General features: G+C 38.2%; 19 protein-coding genes and 3 pseudogenes. 1 reads left to right on the top strand and 21 read right to left on the bottom strand.

Annotated features, from left to right (window positions below; translation table 11 throughout):
- Window positions 1-187: 187 nt before the first annotated feature.
- The 9 genes and pseudogenes from HT691_RS06300 to HT691_RS06260 all read right to left on the bottom strand — a co-directional run bounded on the left by HT691_RS06300 (window position 188) and on the right by HT691_RS06260 (window position 15,674).
- Entirely contained in the window at window positions 188-4,981 is a 4,794-nt protein-coding gene (locus tag HT691_RS06300) for a S8 family serine peptidase (protein WP_172925300.1), read from the bottom strand.
- Window positions 4,982-5,450: 469 nt separating this feature from the next.
- Window positions 5,451-5,660 (bottom strand): annotated as a pseudogene (locus HT691_RS06295) (transposase domain-containing protein); the annotation flags it as partial.
- 191 nt (window positions 5,661-5,851) lie between these two features.
- A complete protein-coding gene (gene ezrA / locus HT691_RS06290) occupies window positions 5,852-7,579 on the bottom strand; it encodes a septation ring formation regulator EzrA (RefSeq protein ID WP_172925299.1) in 1,728 nt (575 codons plus the stop codon).
- 81 nt (window positions 7,580-7,660) lie between these two features.
- On the bottom strand, window positions 7,661-9,607 hold the full coding sequence (gene gyrB / locus HT691_RS06285) for a DNA topoisomerase (ATP-hydrolyzing) subunit B (RefSeq protein WP_000134037.1): 1,947 nt from the start codon (window positions 9,605-9,607) through the stop codon (window positions 7,661-7,663).
- A gap of 14 nt (window positions 9,608-9,621) precedes the next feature.
- Complete coding sequence (locus HT691_RS06280; protein WP_014017229.1) at window positions 9,622-10,185, bottom strand: HAD family hydrolase; 564 nt, start codon at window positions 10,183-10,185, stop codon at window positions 9,622-9,624.
- A gap of 84 nt (window positions 10,186-10,269) precedes the next feature.
- On the bottom strand, window positions 10,270-10,824 hold the full coding sequence (locus HT691_RS06275; RefSeq protein WP_023938224.1) for a DJ-1 family glyoxalase III: 555 nt from the start codon (window positions 10,822-10,824) through the stop codon (window positions 10,270-10,272).
- Between the two features lie 10 nt (window positions 10,825-10,834).
- Complete coding sequence (locus tag HT691_RS06270; RefSeq protein ID WP_172925298.1) at window positions 10,835-12,058, bottom strand: FtsW/RodA/SpoVE family cell cycle protein; 1,224 nt, start codon at window positions 12,056-12,058, stop codon at window positions 10,835-10,837.
- 36 nt (window positions 12,059-12,094) lie between these two features.
- Window positions 12,095-14,545: a bifunctional DnaQ family exonuclease/ATP-dependent helicase gene (locus tag HT691_RS06265; protein WP_172925297.1), complete on the bottom strand. Its 2,451-nt coding sequence runs from the start codon at window positions 14,543-14,545 to the stop codon at window positions 12,095-12,097.
- Window positions 14,546-14,744: 199 nt separating this feature from the next.
- Window positions 14,745-15,674: a peptidase U32 family protein gene (locus HT691_RS06260; protein WP_023933510.1), complete on the bottom strand. Its 930-nt coding sequence runs from the start codon at window positions 15,672-15,674 to the stop codon at window positions 14,745-14,747.
- A 139-nt stretch (window positions 15,675-15,813) separates the two neighbouring features.
- Here HT691_RS06260 and HT691_RS06255 point away from each other — a divergent pair, with 139 nt between their 5' ends.
- Window positions 15,814-16,101 carry a DUF3270 domain-containing protein gene (locus HT691_RS06255; RefSeq protein WP_023933508.1) on the top strand — a complete coding sequence of 96 codons (288 nt, stop codon included), beginning with the start codon at window positions 15,814-15,816 and terminating at the stop codon, window positions 16,099-16,101.
- A gap of 169 nt (window positions 16,102-16,270) precedes the next feature.
- Here HT691_RS06255 and ciaH read toward each other — a convergent pair whose 3' ends face one another.
- The 12 genes and pseudogenes from ciaH to HT691_RS06195 form a co-directional block, all read right to left on the bottom strand.
- On the bottom strand, window positions 16,271-17,605 hold the full coding sequence (gene ciaH, locus HT691_RS06250; protein WP_023938233.1) for a two-component system sensor histidine kinase CiaH: 1,335 nt from the start codon (window positions 17,603-17,605) through the stop codon (window positions 16,271-16,273).
- Window positions 17,595-18,269: a two-component system response regulator CiaR gene (gene ciaR, locus HT691_RS06245; RefSeq protein WP_000590639.1), complete on the bottom strand. Its 675-nt coding sequence runs from the start codon at window positions 18,267-18,269 to the stop codon at window positions 17,595-17,597. The genes ciaH and ciaR overlap by 11 nt, the downstream gene beginning before the upstream one ends.
- Window positions 18,270-18,375: 106 nt before the next feature.
- Window positions 18,376-20,922 (bottom strand): M1 family metallopeptidase, encoded by a 2,547-nt coding sequence (locus HT691_RS06240; RefSeq protein ID WP_138706251.1) that lies wholly within the window; start codon window positions 20,920-20,922, stop codon window positions 18,376-18,378.
- Between the two features lie 122 nt (window positions 20,923-21,044).
- Window positions 21,045-21,485, bottom strand: coding sequence for an ASCH domain-containing protein (locus tag HT691_RS06235; protein WP_001812706.1), 441 nt, complete (start codon window positions 21,483-21,485; stop codon window positions 21,045-21,047).
- Window positions 21,460-22,318, bottom strand: a pseudogene (locus HT691_RS06230) (putative PEP-binding protein). Before HT691_RS06230 ends, HT691_RS06235 begins: the two are co-directional and overlap by 26 nt.
- Window positions 22,319-22,359: 41 nt before the next feature.
- Complete coding sequence (locus HT691_RS06225; protein ID WP_172925296.1) at window positions 22,360-23,088, bottom strand: GNAT family N-acetyltransferase; 729 nt, start codon at window positions 23,086-23,088, stop codon at window positions 22,360-22,362.
- 7 nt (window positions 23,089-23,095) lie between these two features.
- Window positions 23,096-23,575: pseudogene (locus tag HT691_RS06220) on the bottom strand (NUDIX hydrolase).
- A 9-nt stretch (window positions 23,576-23,584) separates the two neighbouring features.
- The gene (locus tag HT691_RS06215) at window positions 23,585-24,283 is read right to left on the bottom strand and encodes a 3-oxoacyl-ACP reductase (protein ID WP_000198454.1); all 699 of its coding nucleotides are present in this window, start codon (window positions 24,281-24,283) and stop codon (window positions 23,585-23,587) included.
- Window positions 24,276-24,512: a DUF2829 domain-containing protein gene (locus HT691_RS06210; RefSeq protein WP_000141913.1), complete on the bottom strand. Its 237-nt coding sequence runs from the start codon at window positions 24,510-24,512 to the stop codon at window positions 24,276-24,278. The genes HT691_RS06215 and HT691_RS06210 overlap by 8 nt, the downstream gene beginning before the upstream one ends.
- Window positions 24,513-24,611: 99 nt before the next feature.
- Window positions 24,612-25,538, bottom strand: a complete 927-nt coding sequence (locus HT691_RS06205; protein ID WP_001269443.1) for an aldo/keto reductase family oxidoreductase — start codon at window positions 25,536-25,538, stop codon at window positions 24,612-24,614.
- Between the two features lie 72 nt (window positions 25,539-25,610).
- Window positions 25,611-26,426 carry a hypothetical protein gene (locus tag HT691_RS06200; RefSeq protein ID WP_000738385.1) on the bottom strand — a complete coding sequence of 272 codons (816 nt, stop codon included), beginning with the start codon at window positions 26,424-26,426 and terminating at the stop codon, window positions 25,611-25,613.
- Between the two features lie 3 nt (window positions 26,427-26,429).
- On the bottom strand, window positions 26,430-26,750 hold the full coding sequence (locus HT691_RS06195) for a PadR family transcriptional regulator (protein WP_000665420.1): 321 nt from the start codon (window positions 26,748-26,750) through the stop codon (window positions 26,430-26,432).
- Between the last annotated feature and the right edge of the window lie 160 nt (window positions 26,751-26,910).

The raw sequence follows: 26,910 nt of genomic DNA, 5'->3' as shown, positions 1-26,910 counted from the left end.
TTGAAACTAAGCAACTATACTATAATTTGAATCCTTTTGCTCACGATACTACTATAGAAATCAAGCATGAGTAAAACCAGTGGAACTTACCCTGACACGGAATTCCACTGGTTTTTATGATTTTTCTCAGACTAACTTCCAATTCTACTAGCGGTGGAACTTACTTTGGGAATTTAGCTTGTATTCTCTACTCACTTTTTGAAAAAGTTACAAGTCCAATAACTGACAACAAGAGAGAAATTCCAGAAATACTTAGCATAATAGAAATCATGTTATTCTCACCAGTGGCTGGTAACTGTTTTCCTTCTTTGATGACTGTAGCTAAAAGCACTTGTTGATAACTTCCAGCTAGTGTTTTATTCTCATGCTTAGCTTCTATATTGGAATGATGTATTGTAATTGATGTAGCTTTCTCAATTTTATCATTGCTAATTGAAGGCTTAATAGTTGAGACTTGTCTATTTTGACTTACTAATTTAACAGGTTGCACTTGAGAAACTGGCTTGATCGTTACAACTGGTTTAGCTGGAATAACTGGATTAACTGGTGCAACTGCTTTAGTTGGATCAACCGGCTTAACTGGTACAACTGGTTTGGTTGGGATCTCTACTTTATTAGCCTTAAGTTTTACAACCGTTTCTTTTAGAGCTTTGATTACTTCATTAATTTCTTCTTGACTAGCTTCTGCATTTTCCAAAAGTAGCTTAGCTTTGTTGAAAATAAGATGATATGCATCTTTCTCCTCTTTGCTAGCTGTCAAAAATCTTGGATCTTTTTCTTGGAACTTCACTTCATCCTCGATAACATTCTTTAGGCTCATAAAATCTGTTTCTTTCCCATTCAGCTGGTCTTGAGCTTGCAAGAAAGTGGTCAACAGACGGTCAATTTCATCTTGAGTTATCAAATCTTTTGTAATTAATAATGCCAAGAGTTTAAATTCACGATCATATTGACCTTTGCGTTCTTGATCAGAATTTATATATTTACCTTTTTTAACTGTCTCAGCATATGCTTTAATGGCATTCTTCAATGATGTGATATCAGATTCCTTACCATCCAATGTTTGCATAGCAGACTCTAAAGCCTTAACAATTTGGTCAATTTTATCTTGGTTAAGTTTACTTCCTAATGCTAGTTGCGCATCTTTGACACTTTGCTCAAACATCTCTTTTAAATTCTGTTTTGTATTATAATATCTTGGAGTTTTAACTACTTCCATTTGTTTATTTAAAGCTGCAATCAGAGCTAACTTAGAAACAACTGAAAGTGACAAAACATTATTTTTACCAAACAGAACTTTAAATGGTTGAAGATTATCAAGTAATTCATAACCGTTTGACAGATTTACAAGAACTTTATATTCACCAGTAACCACTTTCTTACCATAAGAATGTTTACCATATGTTTCAGCTGGCAAGACTTGACTCTGACCGTCTTCACCTACTAAAGTAATCATTGTAGTTCCAGGAACAGCTTGATTAAAGCCAACTGTTACTGGGGCATATTTCATTTTGTTAGCCAAGAAGGTAATAGTTTGAAAACTATTTTCTTTCGTTAAATCAAATTCCTTAGATAGAGCACTCACAAATTTCAACTCTGTACGATCATAGCTAAAAATTTCTGCAACATAATGCCCAAATTTCAAGAAATTAATATCTTTTGACTTATCAACGGTTACATATTGACCTTCGCTATTTTTAATGCGATAAACATAAGTTGTATCAATCTCATCATTGGTTTTATTGTTTAGTATAGCAATTTTTACACGACCACTATTTTCTTCACCTACAAGATCTTTGAGAGATATAAAATCTACATTTCCCGCAAAGTCTTCCACATAATAGAAGATTTTCGATTTATCAATGTTCTTAGGAAGTGTATAACTACCATCTTCATTTTGTTTGATAATCTGATACTGTTCGATTTCTGAATCTGCCGCCTCTCTATTTTCAGAAGGACGAATATAAAAGACTTTTTCTAGAAGAATTCCGCCATTTCCGACATCCTGAGGTTTACGAGCTATAAATTGTTCTTGATTTTTTTGAGAACGAATATATCCCGAAGTAATCAGAGGTTTTTGTGTATCGATTTGAATTTTAAATATTGTGTATTGTTCTTCAGCTCCAGGGACATCTGGCTTATAACTAATAACATAGTCATAAATTCCATCAGAGACTCGATTTCCATTAGAATCCTGTCCTCCCCAAGCTGTTTTATCTACAATGTAACTTCTTGGATTTCTAGTATCGCCATCAAAATAATTTTTCACAAGGTCTGTTGGACGACTTTGCCAAATAGGCTGACTGTGTGTTGTATCCGAAGAATCATAAACAGTTGCACGAAGATTTACCAAGTTTCTATAGACAAGAGTTTTAAATTGAACAGAATCTTTATTACCATCATCGTTCGGCGAGATAGCAAGGCGAACATTACCCTTTTCATCTAATTGAAGATGGTATTTTCCTTCATCATCTTGTTTCACTCCGAGTACAGTCACTCGATTTCCTTGACGCTCTGCTTTTAAAACATTTACATCATTTTCAGAACTTGTTAAATAAGTTACATCGTCTGAAGGTGAAATTCCTGGATTATCTTTATCAATTTCAGAGTAAAATCCACTGTTTCCTTCCTTAATCAATTGATAAATTGGTTTTTCAATTGCAGGTAGATTTTGGAATTCTCCCTTAAATCCCATAAATGGTAAACCAATAACAGAACCATCATCTGCAGGATTGACAAATCTAACAAATCCTTCTAGAAAATAACCATTTGGCATTATTTTGCTAAGTTCTTCAGTAAACTTACTTGTATCTACACTAACTGTTACTGTCTTCGTACTATGAGCTTTCACAGTTACTTCGGGCCAAACTGTTTCAGTTAGTTTTCGTGGACGGAGAGTGAATTTTCCTTCTTCAACTTCGTCCGTATTTGTATTTACAATCATCTTCAATGTTCGGTCTTTATCCGAAATATTATGAATTGTAACTTCAAAGGTAAATTTATCACCAACATTACCAAGAGTAACACTTGGATAATTATTTGCACCTGTTACAAATAGATCTGTGCTTGTTGCCGCCATCGTGTCAACTACGCCAGCACCTTGGTGACGTGGAGAAGTATAGGCTCCAGTTTGTTTATTAAAATGTGGTTTTGCAGTAGACATAATTAAAGCTTGTACAATCTCTGAAATTTGACTAGCTGATAATTCAGGATGTTTCTTTGCTAAATATTCTTTGACTAATGCTGCGACACCAGCTACATGAGGGGCCGCCATACTTGTTCCACTTATACTTCCATAACTATTGTCGTTAAATGATGAATAGATATTTCCACCAGGTGCAGTAACATCTGGTTTCAATTGTCCATCTGTTGTAACTCCCCAACTTGAAAAATCTGACAATTGGTCTGCAACATCTGATTTACGATTATCCATCTTGTGATTAAAGACAATTTTATACTGACCAGACTTAAGAATTTCACCATAATATTTTGAAATAAAGACAGATGGGATTTTCTTAGCATCACCTGTAACAGACATACTAACATTTGCACCTTCAACGTTGTTATAAATTAAAACTCCAGCTGCACCGTGTTGAAGAGCATTTTTAATCTTATCAGAGAAATGGATTTTACCACGTTGAATCAGTGCTAACTTACCTCTTACATCAATATTAGCAAAATCTTCTTCACGACCAATACCCGTTGCTACATATTCGTATTCTTTCCCTTTTTCAAAATCTTTTTCTGTTTCAGGTCTATTAAAATCAAACTTACCATAATCAAGGGTAGCGTCATTTTCTAAACCTTTTACTTCAAAGACTTCAGTAGTTAGAATTTTATTATTAATCGAAGCAACAGAAATTGAATCTTCTACTGTAGAGGGATTTCCGACGAGACCATAATCAGGATTTTCTGCTAATGGTTGTGAAAAACCTCTACCGAAAGTATTGCTATTACCAGCAGCAATAACAACAGATACTCCTTTAGTGCGTGCTCTTTTTACTGCTTCAATAATATCTGAACCCGCATCTACAGTTGAACCCGCACCTGCACCCAAACTCATATTGATCACATCCGCACCTAACGCAACTGCGTCATCAACGGCTTTTACATAGAGGGCAGAGGCTGTAGTTTTATCTCTATCTGAAAAAACTCTCATAAACATAATTTGAGCTTCTGGCGCCACCCCATAAACCTTCTCAGAATTCGGGGCTTTATTAATTGGATTTCCAGCTACAATACCAGTAACGTGCATTCCATGAGACTCTTTTTCAGCCTCTTTTATATTATCAGTTCCATCAAAGTAATCATAAGCATATACTACCTTGTCACTGTACCATTTTCCATAGTCAATACCGGCAGCTTTTTTAGCTTTTTCGATATCATCCTGATTTTTAAATTTCGCCTTTGACGGATCAGAAATACGCAGAACTTCATGATTCAAATCAAGGCCTGAATCTATAACAGCGACTACAGTTCCTTGCCCTTTGTGTCCTGCTTCCCATGTTTTAGGGACAGTAATCATTTCATTACTGGAGATACTATTTGGCTTTTCTTTATGTCCACTTTGAGATAACGACTGTGATTGTGAACTTTCGGAAGAAGAACTTCTTTCTACTGCTGATTCTTCCTTCTTCTCTTCACTTTTTATAGCAGTCTTTTCTTTCTGTGTGATTACATTCTTGTCTGACTTATTATCTCTATATTCTATAGAATCATCTTGTTTTACTGACGCTGTCGCTTCTGTTTTTTCCTTTGAAGAAGAATCTAGAGCATTCTTGTCAGCCGTGACTGACGGTGCGAGCTTATTTGAATCATCTAATTTATTAATTATTACTGCATGTGTAACTTGATTGGATGTTTCAAATTTCCCCTCAGCAGCACTAACCTGTACTAAAGAAAATCTGCATGCAAAGACCGATAGCAGAAAAATCGTTGCTATTTGGTACTTTTTATGACAAAAATCTTTGCAGTCTCCCATAAAATCACTCCTTTTTATTTAAATTAAAAGTATTATATCCTAAATTATCTGAAAATTCTATCAAAAACTTATTTTGTAACAAAATTGTAATATTAATCACTCTTCTCATGTAATTTAAACATAAAGAAATTTAATCTCGATTAATACAAGACTAAATTTCTTTATTAAATAATTACTTTCCATTCAATTACTCATTAAGCAAAAACCTTACTAATCACGGTCATAGAATAGTTCATGTGCTTTTATAGTAGATTGAAACTAGAATAGTACACCTCTACTTCTAAAACATTTTTAGAAATCGATTTGACTGTCCTGATCGATTTGTCCTATTCTTATTTCATTTTACTATAATCGTGAATTAAGCATTTCAGGAACTGTGACAAACGTAACCGTACAATAACGAAGTCTATTGAAAAATCTCCAGATTAGTGAACTTAGCGATAGTTCCTAATCTGGAGATTTCTTATTTTCACCTTTCTTGTACAACTTTAGTCCATGGTAAATAAGCCTCTAAAACCTCTTTGTTTACGAGAGTTTCCTCGTTTGGAAGACATTCTAGAAGATAGGATAGATATTTCTCGCTATGTAATTGATGACGTTTAGCTGTTTCCAACAAGCTCATAATAATAGCTCTTGCTTTAGCTCCTTCAAAACTTTGAGAAAACAACCACCCTCGCTTTTTAAAATTTAGCTTAGGCTAAAAGAGTCCACTGGACTCTTTTACTCCGTCCCATTTTAGCGTGACTACCACGCTTTGTTCTATCTTTCTTCATATTTAAATAATATCAAAACCAAGCATTAATTTCAATGATAAATAAGTAAACTCATGGCTTTTGAGTAAAGAAAAAAGCTTAGAATGAACTAAGCTTTTTAAAAACGAATCGTTTCACGTGTTTTCTCATATGAGGTAACAAAGCGATTGGTTACACCAGGCTCTGCCACTTCCAATGCTTGAGAAATCTTGTCAAATGAAGCGTGATAATCAAATTCTTTTTCAAAAATATCTAAAGCTTCGTTAAATGCTTCTTGAATGCGTTCATCAAATGAGCGATAGCGGTTAGAATATTGCAAGAGTTGCTCTGTCAAAGTTGCATATTGTACAATATTATAAGTTTCCGTTTCTAAAGCTTCCATATCATTCGTTGCAATTTCAAGAACTCGGGTAACAGATTCAATGTTAATCATTTTGTGTTCTAACTCAACCATTAAATCCTCGGTATTATTGCTTGCCGTAAAGAATAACTTCAAGAAAGTTTGTGGAATACCTGGCAGATTGCGTTTTTCCATGTATCGCTTGATAGTATGGAGACGATTGACATAAACATTGGCCTTTTGACGTGCATTAATATCATCTTTCTCAATTTGTGTCAGGCGCTCACTAACTGAAATTTGCTCATCTTCAATATCTTTTAGTTGAGTTTGTAAATCCTCAAGATTTTCTTCAAGAACTGAATAAGCTTGGGTTGGCTCTTCTTGATTTGAAGTTACCTCAACAATAGCTGCCTCAAAATTCTCTAATTCTGTCTGAATACGACGAACATGGCTTGCAACTGTCTCAGGAAGTAAATAGGTCTTGTTCAAACGTGCAATATCTTCTCCCAATAAAGTATTATTCTCTTTCATATGTTGAAGGTAAGTTGGAAGAGTTGCAAGTAGATTTTCCACTACTTTCTGAGCAGCAATTTCTCGAGTAAAAATATTATACAAGGCATTGATTTCCTCTTGTGCCTGTCCATTCTCATATTCGGCATTATCCAATTCCAACTGACGAATATTCTCTTGGTTTTTCTTGAATGCTTCATAAAGCAAGTGGAAACGTGCTTCAATATCCGTTTCAACAAAATGATAATTAGCATCAATTAGTTTACGATAACCGGCTTCCAAATCCTGTAATTGATCTGGCAATTCTGTAGAAAGCGTCGTAACCAAGGCTGGAACACGATCCACAATATGACTTAAGGCCAAAATGTGATTTTCTGTATTATCCAAAATCACTGCGGCTTCCACAGGGTCACCCGATGAATTCAAGGTTACAAATTGTGAAAATTCAGATTGGATATTTTCTAATTGTTTTTCAATTTCATCCAAGGCTTGACCATACTGTTCTGAATTTTCAGCAACTCTATGCTGAAGTTCCTCAAATAAATCCAAAGCATGAAGAACACGACCACTATTTTTAGATTCTTGCTTCTCTAAGTCTGCCAAAGCATTGCGAATTTCAGCAATATCTTCTTCAATCAAAGTAATTTGACTCTCAATTTGGTCAATTTGATGACTGGCCTTGAGAAAACGAAATGAATGGTTATAGCCTTCTGCTTCAAAGAGATTATTTTCAATATCGGCAAAAGAGTTGAGAGATAAATCGACCCATTTTTGATTCCATTCACGGAAAGCCACTTGACTTTGTCCAATCAAGTGCATATTTTTTACAGCTTCTACTTCATCATTTACTGGAAGATTGTATAGTTCTTCTTTTCTTTCTTCTAGCGCCTCTAATCTCCCCTCGTTTCGCTTACGTAGAAAGATTGCCACTACATAAGCCAGAACTAAAATGACTGCAATTGCAACCATTAAATAAATTAGTTGTCCATTAGACATATCAAACTCCTTTTTTACTTGAAACAATCGTAACGATTATATCATATTTTTTAGACCAAGGGAACTACTTCTCCCTATTTTTTAGACATCAAGTGTACTATAGACAGCATTTTCTTCGATAAACTCACGACGAGGCTCTACTCGATCCCCCATCAACATATCAAAGATTTTATCTGCTTCTGCAGCATCATCTACAGAAACTCTAGCCATCAAGCGATGTTCGGGATCCATGGTTGTTTCCCACAGCTGATGATCGTCCATTTCACCTAGCCCCTTATAACGCTGAATAGTCGGTTTGGTACGACCTTCACTATAACGGGCTAAAGCTTCTTGGAGTTTGATTTCTTGATCTGCACCCGGCTGGATATATTCTTTAATCTCGCTTCCAACCTTGACACCATAGATTGGTGGTTGGGCGATATAAACATAACCAGCTTCTAGGATTGGTTTCATATAACGATAAATCAAGGTCAAAAGAAGGGTACGAATGTGGGCTCCATCGACATCGGCATCGGTCATCAAAACGAGTTTTTGGTAACGGGCTTTCGAAACATCAAATTCTGCGCCAAATCCTGTTCCCATCGCTGTAAATAGACTACGAATCTCTTCGTTAGCAAGAATCTTATCCATGCTAGCTTTTTCAACGTTCAAAATCTTACCGCGAATTGGAAGGATAGCCTGAAACTCACGGTTACGACCAGATTTGGCTGATCCACCAGCTGAGTCTCCTTCGACGATGAAGAGTTCTGTTTCAGCAGGATTGTTAGAAGAACAGTCTGCTAGTTTCCCTGGAAGGTTGGAAATTTCCAAACCAGATTTTTTACGAGTGACTTCACGCGCACGCTTGGCAGCCACACGAGCCTTGGCAGCCAAAATCCCTTTTTCCACGATACGCTTGGCAATCTGTGGATTTTCCATGAGGAAATCGGAGAAGGCTTCACTGAAGAGGCGATTGGTAATCTTGACCACTTCGCTATTTCCCAATTTGGTCTTGGTTTGTCCTTCAAACTGTGGATTTGGGTGTTTAACTGAGATAACTGCAGTTAATCCTTCGCGGACATCTTCCCCAGTTAAATTATCTTCATTGTCTTTCAGTAACTTATTCTTACGAGCATAATCGTTGATAACACGTGTCAAGGCTGTACGGAAACCTTGTTCATGCGTTCCACCTTCATGGGTATGAATATTATTGGCGAAACTCATGACATTTTCATGGTAACCAGTTGTGTACTGCATGGCTACCTCAACTGTGATATCATCCATCTCACCGTCTGTATAGATTGGTGTATCAAAGATTACATCCTTGTTCTCGTTGATATATTCAACGTAACTAGCAATCCCACCTTCATAATGATAATGCTTGGTTTGTTCCAAACCTTCACGCTTATCTGTAATTGAAATTTGAAGACCGCGATTTAGAAAGGCCAACTCTTGAATCCGTTTATTTAATTTATCAAAATCAAAGATTGTTGTTTCAGTGAAGATTTTTGGGTCCGGTGTGAAGTGAACAGTTGTTCCTGTTTTATCCGTATCTCCAACTATTTCAAGATCTGCGACAACATGACCACGACGGTATTCTTGGTAATGAATCTTACCGTTTTTGTGGACATGGACGTCTAATTGAGTGGAAAGAGCATTAACGACTGATGACCCTACTCCGTGAAGACCACCTGAAACCTTGTATCCGCCACCGCCGAACTTTCCTCCAGCGTGAAGGACTGTAAAGACGGTCTCAACAGCAGGACGGCCTGTTTTTTCCTGAATATCGACTGGGATACCACGCCCATCATCGACAACAGTAATCGAATCATCTGGCTCAATAAAAACTTGAATATGGCTGGCAAATCCTGCCAGGGCCTCATCAATTGAGTTATCAACAATTTCCCAGACTAGATGGTGAAGACCTTCTTTTGAAGTTGACCCGATATACATTCCTGGACGCATACGAACAGCCTCTAAGCCCTCTAAAACTTGAATTTGACTGGCATCATAATCCTGTGCCTGCAGATTTTTGATTTCTTCTGTCATCTTATTCCTTTTTCTTATATGTCTAATACTTGTCTTAAATTCACGATACTGGTAAACAAGTGGGTATCAAGTCCTGCAGCTTGACCTGCTTCGATATCAATCGGTCGATCACCAATGACAAGACCTGAGCTAATCTGATACTTTTTTCTTAAATAAAGCACGGACTCGGGATTTGGCTTTCTCTTAAAGCCTGAGCTAGAAGTCACCACTTCTGTAAAATAAGCTGCTATAGAGGTTTTTTCTAAAATTTCCAAAACCTGATTATTTCGATGAGAGACCAAAAAATGACGGCCACCTTGATTTGAAATGTCTTCCAATAGGTCAAAAACTCCTTCAAATAAAATCGGGTGTTCAAGCTCTCTGGCTTCATTTTCCTTGTACTTTTCTAAAAAATTCTCTAAATTGGGAGCGAATGTCTCAATCGCCAAATCAGTAGAAACCTTTAAAGCTTGATAGACACTGTCATGGTCTTGTATAATGCCATACAGTGCCAATGTTTCAACAAATGCAGCTGTTGAAATTTCATAATTATCCAGTAAAGTTCCACCTAAATCCCAGATATAATCGTGATATTTCATACCCTTCATTATAGCATTTTTTTATGAAAAAAGCGATGATTTCCCTGATTTTTCCACATAAAAAACGAGAGAATAACTCCCGTTTTACTGATTTTTACCAAAGACATCTCGATAGAGCATTCCTGTTCGTAAAGTCTCTGCGTCTCCTCCTAGTTGCTCTACCAACTCGTAGGCAAAGGCAAGGGCTGTCGAGGGACCTCGACTGGTTGTCAAGTGACCATCTACCACTACTGTTTCCTTGACGTAGTGACCATCAAGGATTTGCTCTTGAACACCATCATAACAAGTGTACTGCTTGTTTTTCAATACCCCTGCTTGATTGAGGGCAATTGGTGCCGCACAAATGGCTGCTAGTTTCTTCCCTTCTTGCTCGAATCTTTGCAACTCTTGAATCAAGGCCTGATTATCGCGCAAATGTGCAGAACCAGGCATACCGCCAGGAAGAACAATCATGTCATAGTCTGATAAATCTCCATCAAAGACATGATTTGCTCTTACTTGGATTGCATGCGAACCCGTTACTTGCTTTTCAAAACCAACCATATCACAAGTAATATTTGAACGACGCAAGACATCTACAACTGTCAAAGCTTCAATTTCTTCAAAGCCCTGAGCTAACATAACTGCTACTTTTACCATGATTTTCTCCTTATTTGATTTGTTTTAATACAACCTTTTTCCGCTTGAATCGGACTTTTCCACTCTTTTCTTCAGCTAGATTAGTCTGGTAACTCATCGATAAAAGCAAGCCAACACCAATTAAATTACTGATAATAGCTGATCCCCCTTGCGAAATGAAAGGCAAGGGAATCCCCGTCAAAGGAAGTAGTCCAGTCACAGCACCGATATTCTCAAAGATGTGGAAGAGCAACATCATAATCAAACCTGTGGAAATATAAGTGTAGAACTGGTTATTTGATTTAAGAGTAATCTTCAACATACGGTAAATCAACATGAGATAGAGGGCAATAACCAGGACAGAGCCAATAAAGCCAAAATCTTCTGCAATAACCGTAAAAATCATATCTGACTCTCGAACTGGGATAAGCAGATTCGAAGCATTAAATCCCTGACCAAATAAGCCACCACTCCCAATGGCAATCTGCCCTTGAGCCTGCTGGTAAGTCGTTGTTTGGGCAAACTCAAAGGGATTGAGCCAAGCCAGAATCCGATTAATTTGGTAGGTCGGCATTCCAATCTGGTGAAGAAAAGCTCGTCCGTCCTTGCTAATAAAGATAGCTAAGAAACCAGCAACTCCTGTTACAGCAGTCACAAATACTGGGATAATAATTTTCCAAGAAACCCCTGATAATAAAACGATTCCTGAGAAAATGGCTACAAAAACCAAAGCCGTCCCCAAGTCACTTTGAAGTGCTAAAAGAACTAGGACTGGAATGGTAAAGACAATCATCCAGAAAATTAACAAAAAGTCCAGCGGAACCGTGCGTCTCCATTCCTTATGTTTCTTTGTAAATTGGACAATGACACGAGCCAACATGAGGATATAGGATATCTTCATAAATTCTGACGGTTGGAATAGGGTAATTCCATTTATTGATACCCAGTTTTTGGCACCCGTTGATGCAACTAAGCTTGGATTATAAAATACAATCGGCAAGATCATAAGGCCCAAGCCTAAAATATATAGAAAGGGGGTCACCTTCCAAAGAAATTCTGTATTAAAGAGCATGACCACAAAACCAATCACAAGCCCCAAGGCAATCCAGGCGACCTGCTGCCCTAAAATGGGCAAAATATTATTTGGATAATCATGACTAACGGCTATATAGATAGCCACCACACCGATGACCAGTAGAAAAAATACTGGCAAGAGCAAACTATAATCGACTCTAGAGTCGAGAGAACGTTTCATATATACTAACCTTATACTTTCATACAATACTATTTATCAAAGTTCATTTAAAAATTTATCAACAGCTTCATCAACTTCGGATCGAGAGACGGTTTTAACAGTCGCTTCTTTTGCTAGAGATGCTACTATTTGTTTGCCATATCGCTTTCCGACAATTCTCCTATCCAAAATAAGAGTTAAGGAACGTTGGTGTTCGCGTCTCATACTTCTTCCCAAAGCCTGTTTTAAACGAATAATGGCCATTGGCAATTGATAATCATAAAAGGCATTTTTCCCTTCTTGAATTAGTTCCTGATTGATCTTTTTCGTCAAGGGCTCTTGGGGATTTTGGAAAGGAAGTCTTGGTACAACTTGAATCACAAAAGGATGACTTGAAAAATCAACTCCCTCCCAGAAACTTGCTGCACCAAGCAAGATTTGTTGTTCTCCTTTTTCAAAGCGCTTCTTTAGCTGATGAACATCCCCATTTTTATACTGGGCCAGATGGCTTACAGGAAGTATGTCTGAAACTGCTAGAAGCATATCTTTAGCGGTAAAGAGAACCAAAATCGGTTGCTGGAAAGCTTGAATTTCCACTAGTAAATCAGCTACCTCTTTGGCATAGACTTCTAAGGAAGTTTCTGTCACCAGAGGGAAATCTTTGACCAAGACCACTTCTTGGTCCTGTTTTTTACCAGCTTCAATCTTGACAAATTTGGCTTCAGGATAGCCTAAAAGGTCGGCCAAAGAAACTCTCTGACTAATCTCAAGAGTAGCCGATACTCCCAAGACTTGACAACTCTCAGGTATTAAAGAGGACAGAAGAATACGGCCAGATTTTGTAGAAGAAATCTGAATTTTCTTTTGACTCGTTTCAGTTGCTTCAAGCCAGTAATCTCGGTCAGCTGTAAAATAGCGGACCAGCTCCTCAAAGCCTTCTACTTCTAATTCTAAAAAATACTGATGGAGATTGGCTAGAGAATCTAAGATATTTTTCCTAGATTTACCAGACTGAAATTGTTCTATCAAGTAGAAGCACTCAAAGCGAATACTTTCTAGTATTCGTTGCTGGACCTTATTTTGCTCCTCCAGTAAGGCCTTATCAACTAAATCAATAATATACTGGATATCGTAGGTCTCTTGAAGCAGATTTTCTAAAGCCAACAAAACTTTTTGAACTTCATCGATAATCAGTAAACGGTCACTGACAAATTCAGGATTATCTTCAAGTCTGGTTACAAGATAGGCATGATTGGTCACTAAAAGCTTGCAGGTTTGTGCTCTTTCTTGACTACGTTTCCAAAAATCTTCCGTCACAAATAAGCTTTGAGATGATAAATTCCCGTCATGACGAAGATCTGTTAGAAAATGTTGGTAACGGTAGAGTTGACCAATTTCATCCAAATCTCCTGTCTCTGTCTCTGTCAGCCAGACCAAGACTTGCATTTTAAAGCGTCTAAATAAGCGATTTTCATCATTTTCCTGCAAGGAACGATAAAAGGCATCCAACTTCAAATAATTTTGAGGCCCCTTTAAAGAATGAATATCTGTATGAAATACTTCCTTGAGGCGTTTACCTTCTTCTTCCATGATTTGATTTTGAAGAATCTTTGTCGGAACGCTAAGGACAATCTGATGCTCTTTGGCTTGAGATAAAGCGGGTAAGAGATAGCCATAAGTTTTCCCAATCCCAGTCGGCGCTTGAATTAATGATACAGGCTCATCTTTCAATAGCAAGCCAACCTCTTTAGCAAAATTTTCTTGCTCCTCCCTCACTTCAAGATTCAACAGAGAAATATTTTTAGAAAAATCTTGAGATAGTTTTCGTGACTCCATGGGATCTGCAGTTTTCTTGAAATACAGTCCTTGAACTTGGACCAAATCTGAAGAACTCAGAATAGATTGGCTGCGATAAATTTCTTCAATAACCAGGTAGGACTCATATAGGAGGGCGTCAGCCATTTCCAGCAAGCGTTCCAAGAGTCCTTTAGGAAGCTGGGTCATCTTTTCCCGTAAAAAAAGAAGTAATTCTGCTGTAGCTTGGGCATCTGAAAGGGCTGTGTGTGCGTGTTTAAGAGGAATTCCTAATTCTCGGCACAATATCGGCAAACTATATTTTTCCAGTTCAGGGAAAAAGACCTGAGCCAATTCGACCGTATCAACACGAGGATTTCTTAGCTCATAACCTTCAAAAAATAAATTTTCCGCCAAAAGATTGGCATCAAACTGAACATTGTGGGCTACAAAAATCCCATCCTCTACCAAGTCAAAGATTTTTCTAGCAACTTGCGAAAAATCAGGTGCTTGCGCCAGACGTTGGTCTGTCAATCCTGTCAGTTCTTTGATATGAGCATCCAAGGGTTCATGTGGATTGACATCCGTCGTATAGTGATCAACGATTTTTCCGTCCTCAATCACGACAATTCCCACTTGGATAATTTTAGCCTTACTACCTGTGCTAGTTGCCTCTAAATCCACCACAACATAGCGATTACCAATCGTTTTCATTATAAAAAATTATACCAAAAAAAGGGCCATTTGGCACCTGCAAACATGTGATAATTTTCAAACTCAAGAAGGTTACTTGTGTTAAAAATCCCAGCAAACAGAGCATCCTAGCCTGCTGATTTTTTTGAAAATATTGGAGAATAAGAAAAATTGAGAGAAGAAATATTTGCATCTTCCTTCTCTCAACGAATCATTTACTTTATTTAACCATGTCAGGATCGTAATCATAAAATCCTGTATCAAGGAAACGGTTTTTAGGATGTAACTTGCGCACTTCTTCATCCAGCAAGAAGGCTTGGTCATGACTAAAGTTGCCCTCTTGGATCAAGCTACGCGCTTGGATAAAGAGTTTTGCAATCTCAACAAAGTTCTGACCAGGTGTATAGAGACCTCCTAATTTCCAGTGAGTAAAGCCATGCTCCACCAATTCTGTTAATTTGATCATCAAATCAAGGTCATTGTTGGCAAAGATATGGGTCCCATGATTATCTTCAAAAATGGAATAGTGGCTCTCTGGATCACTTGGCTCAGCCAAGAAGAGGTCACGTTTATGCGTCTTTTCATCATCGATATGTGTAAAGTTATAGTAGTTTTGCAAGAGTGGACGTTTAGAATGATGGATGACGCTAGCACCGTAAACCAAAACTTCAGTAGGAATTTCCAAAATCTCTGGCATTTTGAAAAGTTCAGCTGATGGAATTTCACGCGCCAAAACAGCCTCAGATGCGCCAGCCTTTTGTCCCCAGAAGTTAATCTGACGACTGCTAGTTACCATGGTTGAAGCATCGTAGATGGTCTTAAATGAATAACCATCGCGGTTAACTACGTAAAAGACGCCTGCATCCCCAATCGTAATATAGTCTGTCTTGATTTCTTCCAAGAAGTCTAAGAAAGGCTTGATACGGTCCATCATATCTTGGTGCATGAGAGCATTGACCGCAACGAGCAATTCCTTACCAGCATCATGAACCAACTTAGCGATTTCACGCAATTGGTCATGACTAAAGGTTGTTGGCAGACGAAGGCCAAAATCTTTCTCACCGACATAGATACGGTCTACGCCAGCTTCGAGTAGTTGTTCGACTTGTTCAATACTTTCAGCAGTTGCTGTAATGATAATCTTTTCCATAGGAAAAACTATACCACATTTCTAGCAAATCAGCCATGCTTTGAAAATGAAAAGGGACTTTATTCTTTTTGTAACCTTTCTGTAATAATTCTCTGCCGAAAAAATGATAAAATAGGTATGTACTGTTAAGGAGAGAATCATGCCCGTAAGAAAATTACAATCCTATGAGGTAGACTATCAAGAAGAATTAAACCAGCAACTTCCTCATTATCAAGCTTATGCACCTGAAGCACAAGCTGATAGCAATCTCAAAGAAATTTTATTTTTTGTTAATATCGCTGTTTTTTGTATCTGTATTGCTATCTTTAGTTTTATCTTTTTAGCATTAAAATTATCAACTGCTCTTGCCTTTGCCGCAGCAATCGGATCCAGCTTACTTGTTTTAAAAGTTCAACGGTCTATTATCAAACGAAAACGTAGAAAATAAATCCAAAAGAGTCTGGGACAAAAGGATTTTGATTTTAGGAATTCTTTATTATAAGTTTTTAAAATCGATAGATTAGACAAAAAAGCGAACAAAACAGAATTCTGAGTGTCAGATAACTTGTTTTGTTCGCTTTTTATATTTAAGGTTAGACTTTTGCCCCAGACTCTTTTTATTTTTTCTTTTTCGATGGTGTGTGGATGGCAATCTTCACTTCAAAGATTGTTCCCTTGGGTTTATTATCTTTAACAGTAATGGTTCCTTTAAGCGCATCTACAATTTGCTTGGCCAGAGATAATCCTAAACCGAAACCACCTTTTTGACGAGTTCTAGCCTTGTCCACTCGATAAAAACGATCAAAAATTTTCTTTTTATCTTCTGTCGAAATACCGACTCCATTATCAGAAACCAGTAAATACAGATTACGATCGGTCGCCGAGATAAGAAAATCAATTTCACCATCCTCTTCAGTATACTTGACAGCATTATCAAATAGGATAGTCATCAACTGCTTCAAGAGAAGCTGGTCTGTGACAATCGGACGATGGATACGATTTTCAAAACGGAAGACACGATCATTTTCCGAAGCAATCATCTCATAGTTTGTGAAAGTCGTATTGAAAAAACTAGTTGGAACTTCTGCAAGCTCCGGCTTAATCCCATCATCTCTCCGAGCTAAGTTCAGCAAGTTTGTCGTCAAAAAACGCATATTTCGGACTTCTTCCAAACTCGATGCAATACTTTCGCTCACATCCATAATGGTAGCTTCTGGCTTACGGAAAAGGGTCTCTAAGCGATTTTGCAAAACTGCAAGTGGAGTCCGTAACTCATGACTGGCATTTTCCACAAAGGACTGCTGCTTCTGCATGCTCTCAAGCAGGGGTCGAACACTAACCCGAGCTAGATAAAGACTTGCAAGCAAAGACAAAATCCAGAAACTTACCATCACAACGACAATCAATTGCTCATGCTTTTGACTGGCCTGCTCCAACTGACTGGTATTTATCAAGACAGCAGCATACTTGATATTGGTTGAAACCGAACTGATATTGGTTTCCATCAAAATCATGCGATAGATTTCTTCCTGCCCATAGCTATTAAAAACCTGAATCTGGTAGATATGGCCTAGTTCTTTTTTCTCTAACCTAATCTTATCCAAGCCCAAAAATCGATTTCCAGAAAGAAGTTGAGTAAAGTCCTTATCAAAGAGAATGACTTCCGTATTGGAACTGACATTAGGTTTTATTTCTACTTTACTAGCGTCCGCCCTAGCATTTTCTAAATCTTTAATCTCTTCTGTTGCCCTATTCACTGCCAGTTGAATAACTGCTTGAGGATTTTCACTCAGTCCGTGGAGTTTATCATCCACCGAAGTATAGAGACTCGAATGCATGACCTGCAAAATAATCAGAGTCATTGTAGAGAAAATCAGAGTGAAGACACCAAAGTTGCGGATAAAATAACTAAAATCATCCGCATACCATGTTTTTTTTAGTTTACTGAACATCTTTTAAAATATACCCAACACTGCGCAAGGTTTGCAAATTCTCTGCAAAAGTGGTTCCTTTTAATTTCTTACGGACTTTTGAAACATAAACTTCGACAACTGAAATCGTTGTGTCACTATCAAATCCCCATAGACGATCAAAAATCTGCGTCTTAGGCAAAATCACATTTTGATTTTGAAGGAAATAAACCAATAAATCAAACTCTTTCCCCAGTAATTCGACTGGAGTATCTTCAACCTTAACAGTATTGGTTGACAAATTAACTACAATATTTCCATAAGTCAAGGTGTTTTCATTAAACTTACCTGAACGTTTGAGAAGGGCCTGAATCCGCATTTTGAGTTCTTCTAAGTAGAAAGGTTTGGTCAGATAATCATCTGCTCCCAGTTCAAATCCATGTCCCTTGTCATCCAAACTTTCCTTGGCAGTCATGATCAGAACTGGAGTCGTAATCCCCTTTTCACGCAATTCTTTCAAGACTTGGAAGCCATTTTTTTCTGGCAACATCAAATCCAGCAAAATCAAGTCATAGACACCACTTTCAGCTTCGTAGAGACCTTCTTCTCCATCAAATACCTGCATGACATCCGCAAAATCGTCTAAAAAGTCAAATACTGAATTTGACAGACCTAGGTCATCCTCAACCAATAAGATTTTTATCATGAGAAACTCCTCCTTATTAAAACCATTATACCAAATTTGCCTTAAAAAAAACTCAACTCTCTGCATTTTACATGAGATAGCTGAGTTTTCTTTTATTTAGTCTTAATTATTTAGTTCCGTATTGAAGAACGACTGCTTCCACTGCAGCTTTTTCACGGTTAATCAAGTCAACACGCGCTGCAATTTCCTTGATTCCCATACCGATGTTACGGCTAAGAGCAAGGTCAGAAAGTTGCGGTTCAAAGAATTCCTTGTACTCTGCCAAGCGTTGCTGAGTCTTAAATACATGAGCAGGAAGGATAACAAAGCTATCAAAGCTCATATCTCCTCCAAGGGCTGCCTTAATCCAAGCCCAGTTTTCACGCGCCCAAGACCAAGCTGTTTTCTGAGTTGCTTGATGAGCTAGGAATTGGTAATACCAAGCAGACAAGTCCTGTGGTTTCACCACAAATTTGTCCTTCCAAGCAGCAATCAAGGTTTGAATATTGTCCGCATCTTTACTATAGGCAAGAGCAGATGCCAACTGACGTTTAAAGACAGCATCTGTTGCATGAGTATAAGTATCAAGATAAAGTGCTAACAAGTCTTTAGTCTCATGATGTTTCATCTCATTGATCAGAACTTGTGAGCGAATAGCTGCTGGGAGTCCTGCAAGATTCTCCTTGTGTGTTGCAAAGATTTGGCTAGCGACTTGACTAGCTTCTGCATCATTTGAGCGAATCATCATCGAAACAGCCAGCTGACGAACCAATTCATCCTCATCTGATTCTCCGTCTTTAGCTTCAAAACCAAGACGGTCATAGTTATGACGAGCCAATTTAGCAACCAAGGCTTTGAAGGCTCTTTCAGCATCCGTTCCTTCATCAATAAAGCGCTCAAGGGCTGAAATCACTTGAGAAACAGCTGAAACCACCAGATAAGACTCTTCCTTAGCAAGTTTATCAAGAACTGGAAGCAAGTCAGCATAAGAAATGTGCCCTGCTTCAGCAAGCAAACGACGTTCTTGGACGATTTGCAATTTGCTTGTGTTATCAAGCTCAACTAGGTCAGCAAGAACAGCATCTAACAAGTCTCCTTGATAGTCTGTAATGTAGTGGGCTGTATTTTCTGTGTTGAGACGAAGTGCTGTTTTGTTTTCTGCAAGAAGAGCTGCGTAGCCAGGGATTTCGATACTTTCAGTTTCAAGTGTATCAGGCAAGCCTTTCCAGTTGCTATTGAGTGGCACAACCCAGAGACGGTTCTTATCTTCGTGCTCACCGATGAAGAATTGTTTTTGTGAAATCTTCAAAACATCATTTTCAACTTTGACAGTGAGAACTGGATAACCAGGTTGTTCCAACCAAGAATCCATGAAAGCTGCGACATCACGGCCAGATGCTTGACCAAGAGCATCCCAAAGGTCACGACCAATTGTATTGCTGTACTGATGTTTTTCAAAGTAGGCATGCAAACCTTTGGCAAAATCGGCATCACCTAGCCAACGACGAAGCATGTGCATGAGACGGCTTCCTTTGGCATAGACGATAGCGCCATCAAAGAGGGTATTGATTTCATCTGGGTGTTTGACTTCGACGTGAACAGACTGAACACCATCAGTCGCGTCACGTTCAAGAGCAAGAGGAACACCACCTGTTTGGAAATCTTCAAAGATATTCCAACTTGGCTCAATGGCATCCACACAGACGTATTCCATCATGTTAGCGAAGCTTTCATTGAGCCAAAGGTCATCCCACCATTTCATAGTAACAAGGTTACCAAACCATTGGTGAGCCAATTCATGGGCCACAACAAGGGCAACTTGTTGACGGCTGGCAAAAGTAGAGTTCTCATCCACAACCAAGTAAACTTCACGGTAGGTCACAAGACCCCAGTTTTCCATAGCTCCAGCTGAGAAGTCAGGAAGGGCGATATGGAGAGATTGAGGGATTGGATACTTGACTCCGTAGTAATCTTCGTAAAACTCGATAGAGCGAACGGCAATGTCCAAAGAGAAATCAAGGTTAGAAAGTGGATGTGCTTTGGTAGAGTATACACCAACGAGGGTACCATTCTTAGTTTTAGTGGTCCCCCCTTGCAAATCACCAGCAACAAAGGCCAACAAGTAAGAAGACATGCGAGGTGTTGTCTCAAACTTCCAGATACCTGTTTCCTTACGGTTTTCAACATCGATTTCTGGCATGTTTGACAAGGCCAATTCACCTTCTGCTTGGTCAAAGCGAAGAGAGAGGTCAAAAGTTGCTTTGGCTTCAGGCTCATCCACACATGGGAAAGCTTCGCGCGCAAAATGGCTCTCGAACTGAGTAGACAAGACCTCCTTCTTGACTCCATCAACTGTATAATAAGAAGGGTAAATCCCTGTCATGTTGTCTGTAATTTTACCAGAAAAGGCAAGAACCAATTCAACTTGACCAGCCTCAGCCAATTCGATATGAAGGGCTTCATTGTCATGGTCAACTGTAAATGGACGAGCTTGACCTGCAACTTCTACAGAGGTGATTTCCAAATCTTTTTGGTGGAGGGAGATGCGGTCACTCTGTGCTTGACCAGTGATGGTCACTTTCCCAGAAAAAGTCTTGGTCTCACGACTCAAATCTAAAAATAAATCATAATGTTCAGGAACAAATTGCTTAATAAAATGTTCAACTGCTTGCATAGTTTTCTCCTATTCTAAGTTTAAGAGCTGCTGCTCTTCTTCAAACAAACTTATTATATCATATTTTGCTTGAGAAAAAAGGATTGGACAGCGATTTCCAAAACTTTCTTCCTTCTAATAGTCTACAGTGGGTAGACCTTGCGAAATTCTTCTAAAACAACCTTGCTTTCAGGTGTAAAAGTCAATCCTGCTTCACCCAAGCAGTCTCTGAAAAAATCCTCATGAACCTGGCGCCAATAGACAAGTGTCTTGTTTCCCTCACCTTCCTTATAGGCATGGTCAGCTGACACTCGATTGAAGGGTTTAACAGAAACCTTTGTAATTTCGACAATGCAGACAGCCTGATTTTGACTATCTAAAATGACATCGAAGGTCCCTACTTGGGGAAGTGGTTCGTCTTCTAGTACATAGAGGTCATAGGCTGATGCTGTTGCTGTCTTTTCTCCTTTAAACACCAAATCCGCTAAAAGGTCTGGTTCAACTCCAAAAGCCCAGGCATCGATTTCATCTCCGATAGAAGGATTGATTTGTTTGTATTTATTCCACATTTCTTGCGGTATCATGGGTACTCCTTTGTAATTTTTTACTTTCTTCTTTTATGTGTTTTAAGATGATCTGGATGGTCAATCTCTAAATCAAAAATCTCTGGAATAGAACTGTAGTGGATAATGCACTTGATACCCAACTGATTCATTTTTTGTATGAAAGAAGTATTCAGATAGCCTGCTACAGCAAAATCAATCTTGTTCTTTCTTGCTTTATCCTGCATATCTAACATTATTGGACTTTCCATATCATGCCATTGACTGTTTCTCATAGTCGCAAAAACAAAGGAAGTCAAATCATTCATTCCAACTACAATCTTTGAAATGCCCGTTTCCAGTATCCTATCCAAGTCAAAATACGCTGACGGTAATTCAATCATCGTTCCGACTTTCCCAGTAAAGCCATACTGACGCAATACTGTAATAGCTTGTTTTAATTGGTCGGCATCATTGACAAAAGGAAAGATAAGAGATAGATTGGGATTGGTTTGATAAACTTCTGTAACGACATGTGCTTCAGCCTGAAATTCATCCAAACACGCCAGTAAACGCCTGGTTCCTCTATAGCCAAACAAGGGATGCCCTTCGTCAAAAAACTCTCTAGTCCCCACTAAACAATTGGCTTCTGTATTCGTTAATTCAGAAAAACGATACCAAACTTACTTATCTAAGTAAAAGGAGCAAATAGTATCAAGATAATCTTTTACAAATTGCTGACAACTTGCTAATATGATGTTTTGATTAAGCTCTCTCAATAAGTATTCCCCACGAATCATGCCGACGTGGTGAAATAGTTGAGGATAAATTTTTTCAAGAATTTTTTCGCCACTAAGGGCAAGTTGATTTCTCATAGTCATTCACCTCGTCTTAAAAGATACAATATCATATATAATTATATCAAAATTTCCTCTAGTTCAAAAGCTTCATAAGGTTCAGATAACTCATATCCTAAAAATTCTGCTACTTTTTTGGAAGCCTCATTATGAGCATCCCAAAGTGGAAACATATCTCTATTTAAACTCTCTAGAATCATTGCAGCACCAAGCTTTTTAGCAAATCCATTTCCTTGTTCGTTTGGTCTAGTTGCAACTTCCACTTCAACTGCTTTACGGTAAACTAACCCTGAGGAAATCCCAGCAATCAGTTCATTATTTTTAAGAATCACAAAGCCAAATCCACCTTTTAAAACAAAATCCTGATAGGAGTCAAAATCTCCCTGTAAATCCTGTGACCATTCTTCCGTAGAAAAGCAGTTATAAATATGATTATCAATAGGCACAATATTGTAACCTTCCTCTAAATGAGTAACTAGATTATTTAAAAATTCAACTTGAAAATTTGCCTTATCTTTAAAAGAATAGCGAGTAAAAGAATTTAGCCCCACTTTTCGATGCAGAAAATCTTGCCAATTAGTATTTTCTGAAATAATAATCTTATAATCTAAACCATATTTTCTAACAAAATCTTCCCAAAATCTGGAATCCAACTCCCCTGCTAGGTATAGAAAATTCCCAACATCATAAAAGCTTGTTGTCCTATCATTGTTTCGGTAGACAGTTCCAATTTGAGATTTAAGACCATAGAGAACCATATTTTTCTTCCATGTTTTAAATAGTTCCATTATCCCTCTACTTCACCTTCCAATTCATGTAAGAAGTCTTGTCCAGTTCTGGAAGTCCTAATAATTCAGACTTAACCTTCAAGACTAATGGCGATACATTTTCTTCTGTAATCTCTTGAATATCCATCCAAATATATCCAAGTGAATCATTCGCACCATCAGACACAGCTTCCGAAGTCGTAACTTGAGGTGCACTCTCATTCATTTCTACATCATACAAAGCCATGACATGGTGAACTATAAAATTTTTTAACTCTTCCCTGACGAAAATATCGTAGATTCGAGGATTAGAGTAGCTTCTAACAGTAAATCCCGTCTCTTCCATAACTTCTCTAGTCAGCGTTTCCGTCAGTCCTTCACCAAGTTGCTGACTGCCTCCAGGTAGATCCTACCGATGTTGATAAGGGCCTCTCGTTTTTTCAATGCAGAGTAACTTCCCATTTTCTAAGCAAACAGCGTAGACTGCAAAGTGTCTTTTGATTTCCATCAGATCCTCCTACTTCAAAGACCAGCCGCCATCTATTGTCAAGATTTGTCCTTGCATGGCGCTTGCTTTTCCACTAGCTAAGCAAAGGCTAAGCTCTGCTATTTCCTCTGGTTCAATCCAGCGCTTGATTGGTGTTTCACTAGCCACCCAGTCAGCTAAGCCTCCTGGCTCAAAATCCGCAGCGGTCATAGCCGTCTTGACTGCTCCTGGAGCGATACCAAAGACCTGAATCCCAGCTTCTGCATAATCTAGAGCCAACTGCTTGGTAAATCCAGCCAAGGCATGCTTAGATGAAGTATAGGCGTGACCACCTCCACCTGCTAGGCTAGAAGCAATGGAGCACATATTGATAATGATTCCTTTTTTATTCTCTAGCATTTGTGTCAAATAATACCGAGTCAACTCTACTGGAGTAACGTAGTTGATTTCAAAAATCTCCTGAATTTCCTGCACTGATTGTTCCAACAGTGGTTTGTAATCATCCAAAACTCCAGCAGTATTGCACAAAACCTCAACCTGAGGACACCAGTCAAAAATAGGTTCCAAGTCCAAGGTCAAATCTCTCTGTAAAAAGTGAAAATCACCCTCTAAGAGTAGATTTTCACCTTGGTCAACTCCATAAACTTGATAGCCCTTCTCTAAAAAGAGTCGAGCCTGAGCCAGACCAATCCCTGAACTTACTCCCGTAATCAATACGCGTCTAGTCATGCACTTCTACCCAATCCGTCGCCAAAACATCACAAGGTGTCGGACTCCACATGGAAAAACCTTCTCCTTCGCCAGAAACGTTGATTAGGAAGTAGGGCGTCACTTCAAGTGCAACCCCATTTTGCTCGATAGTGTCAAAAAGTTGGACATAGTTTTCAGCACCTCCCCAACCAGTTCGTACATATTTTTTCTTAGCCTTTAACCCAGGCAGGATTTCTTCAAAAGTCATGTTATTCTCCTTTAAAATCAATAATTCTTCCCTTCATTATAACAAAAAAACCGCTTTGCAACGGCTTTTTGACTGTGATTTATTTACATCTGCTTCTACTTACGGCAAATTATTCCCTGCTGCAAGATAAATTTCATACCATTCTTTTCTTGTTAAGCTAAAGTTTGCCGCTTGGCTAACTTCTCTCAAGTGATTAGGATTTGTGGTACCTACGACTGCCTGCATTTTTGCTGGATAACGCAATATCCAAGAAATGGCAATAGTTGAAGGGGTTACTCCATATTTAATAGCTAAACGATCAAGTACTTGATTTAAAGCTTGAAATTTCTCATTTCCAACAAAATTCCCTTTAAAATACCCGAATTGTAAGACAGACCAGGCTTGAATGACCACATCGTGTAATTGGCAATATTCAAAAATGCTGCCATCTCGCATAGCTGCTTGACTATCTTCCATATTAACATGAAAACCTGATTCAAATCCTGGAGTAAAAGCCGCACTCAATTGCAGCTGATTAACAGCTAACGGCTGCTTGACATCTTTTTTAAGTAACTCCATCATCATAGGATTTTGATTAGAAACTCCAAAATCTCGAACCTTACCTTGTTTATAAAGGAGATCAAAGGCTTCTGCTACTTGGTCAGATTCCATCAAAGCATCTGGTCGATGAAGAAGCAAGCTATCTAGATGATCAATCTTCAATCTTTGCAAAATACCGTCAACTGATTTTATAATATAGTCCTTAGAAAAATCAAAATAGGTAAATTCTTCAATGCGAATGCCACATTTGGACTGAATCCACATCTTTTCTCTTAAATCTGGACGATTTTTTAGGACAAGACCTAGCAGTTCTTCACAACGACCACGACCATAAATATCAGCCAAGTCGAAAGCATTGATTCCAACAGAAAGTGCTGTTTCTACAAGCTCTTCAACTTCTTTTACAGACTTATCTTCTATTCTCATCATTCCGAGAACAATTTCTGATAATTCTTTGTCATCTTGACCAAGAGTTATGTATCTCATCAAATTTTTCTCCTTTAATTCTACATTCTTCATTTAATTATAACAAAAAACCGCTTTGCAACGGCTTTTTGACTATATTTCACTCCATTTTATCTTCTTAAACCCACGGAACAAGACAAAGATTCCAATAAAGAGGACAGCTAAAGGAATAATCTTTGTGAGGAAAACATTTGAAATGCCCATCCACTCATAATAACGGAGCAGAGAACCCACCACAAGATGGGCAACAATCATACTGACAAAGGGACGAAAGACCGCTTCTTTCCAATTCCAAATACTGATGACTAGAGAAAGCGTAAAGACAAGGAAACTGTCCCAGGGAGCAGGAAGATAAAAGGCTCCTTCTTGTACAAAACTTCCTATTCCTACATATCCCAGAACAACTAGCAGAACAAGAATCCCAACGACAATATAGGTGCCAATTTTCATTTTAGAAGAATCTTGGACTAAGCTCCAACGTAAGATTGTAGCCACAAGCCCAAAGCCAACTAGAAAAAGAAGAAGTTGCCCTAAAAACGTGAGCAAATTGACTGTTAAGAGAGGACCTTTAGAAAAATCGCCTAGTAGTTGATAGTAATGTAATACCGCCAGGACAAGAATTGGTGTTAAAAAGGACTCTTTGACCGAACTACGTGGTGCTTCCTTGAGCATCTCTTTCATTAATTTTTTAGGATTCTTACCTAAATAATCCTCTGCACTCATGCCATCTCGTTCTGCTTCTGAAAAATCTAACATCATCAAATAAATCTGCTCTCTGAGATAGTCTTCATCATAGAGAAATCCAGCAAGATTAAAACTTTCCCACAACTCCTCAAAATACTGCTGATTGTCCTCAGAAAACTCATGCAACAAATTGTTTGTTTCTTCATAATACTTCATTTTCTTCATGGTTTAACCCCCATTCTTAATCCCTTCTACTTTTTGACTCAAATCGTCCCATTGTTGCCAAAAGACCGAGACACGCTCTTCTCCTTCTTTCATTAATGAAAAATACTTCCGATCTGGACCATCTGGCGACGGGCGCATGTCGCCTCTTATCCATTGATTTTTTTCTAACTTTTGCAACAAAGGATAAATAGTTCCTGGAACGATAGTATCAAATCCAGCCTCTCGCAAAGTCTGAACCAACTCATAACCATACCGCTCTTTTTGACCAATCATATCCAAGACACAACCTTCAAGAACACCTTTTAATAGCTGAGTTTCTTTCATCACTTCTCCCTTCTAATCTATTTTGTAATACCTACTAGTAACTTCACCTATAGTATATCACTTCTACACTAGTTTGTAAAGCATAATAGTTAATACTCTTCGAAAATCTCTTCAAACCACGTCATCGTCGCCCTACCGTATGTATGGTTACTGACTTCGT

Origin of the sequence: Streptococcus sp. 477 (assembly GCF_013277295.1) — a bacterium.
Classification (GTDB): Bacteria; Bacillota; Bacilli; order Lactobacillales; family Streptococcaceae; genus Streptococcus; species Streptococcus pseudopneumoniae.
This window is presented reverse-complemented; position numbering and strand designations above follow the sequence as displayed.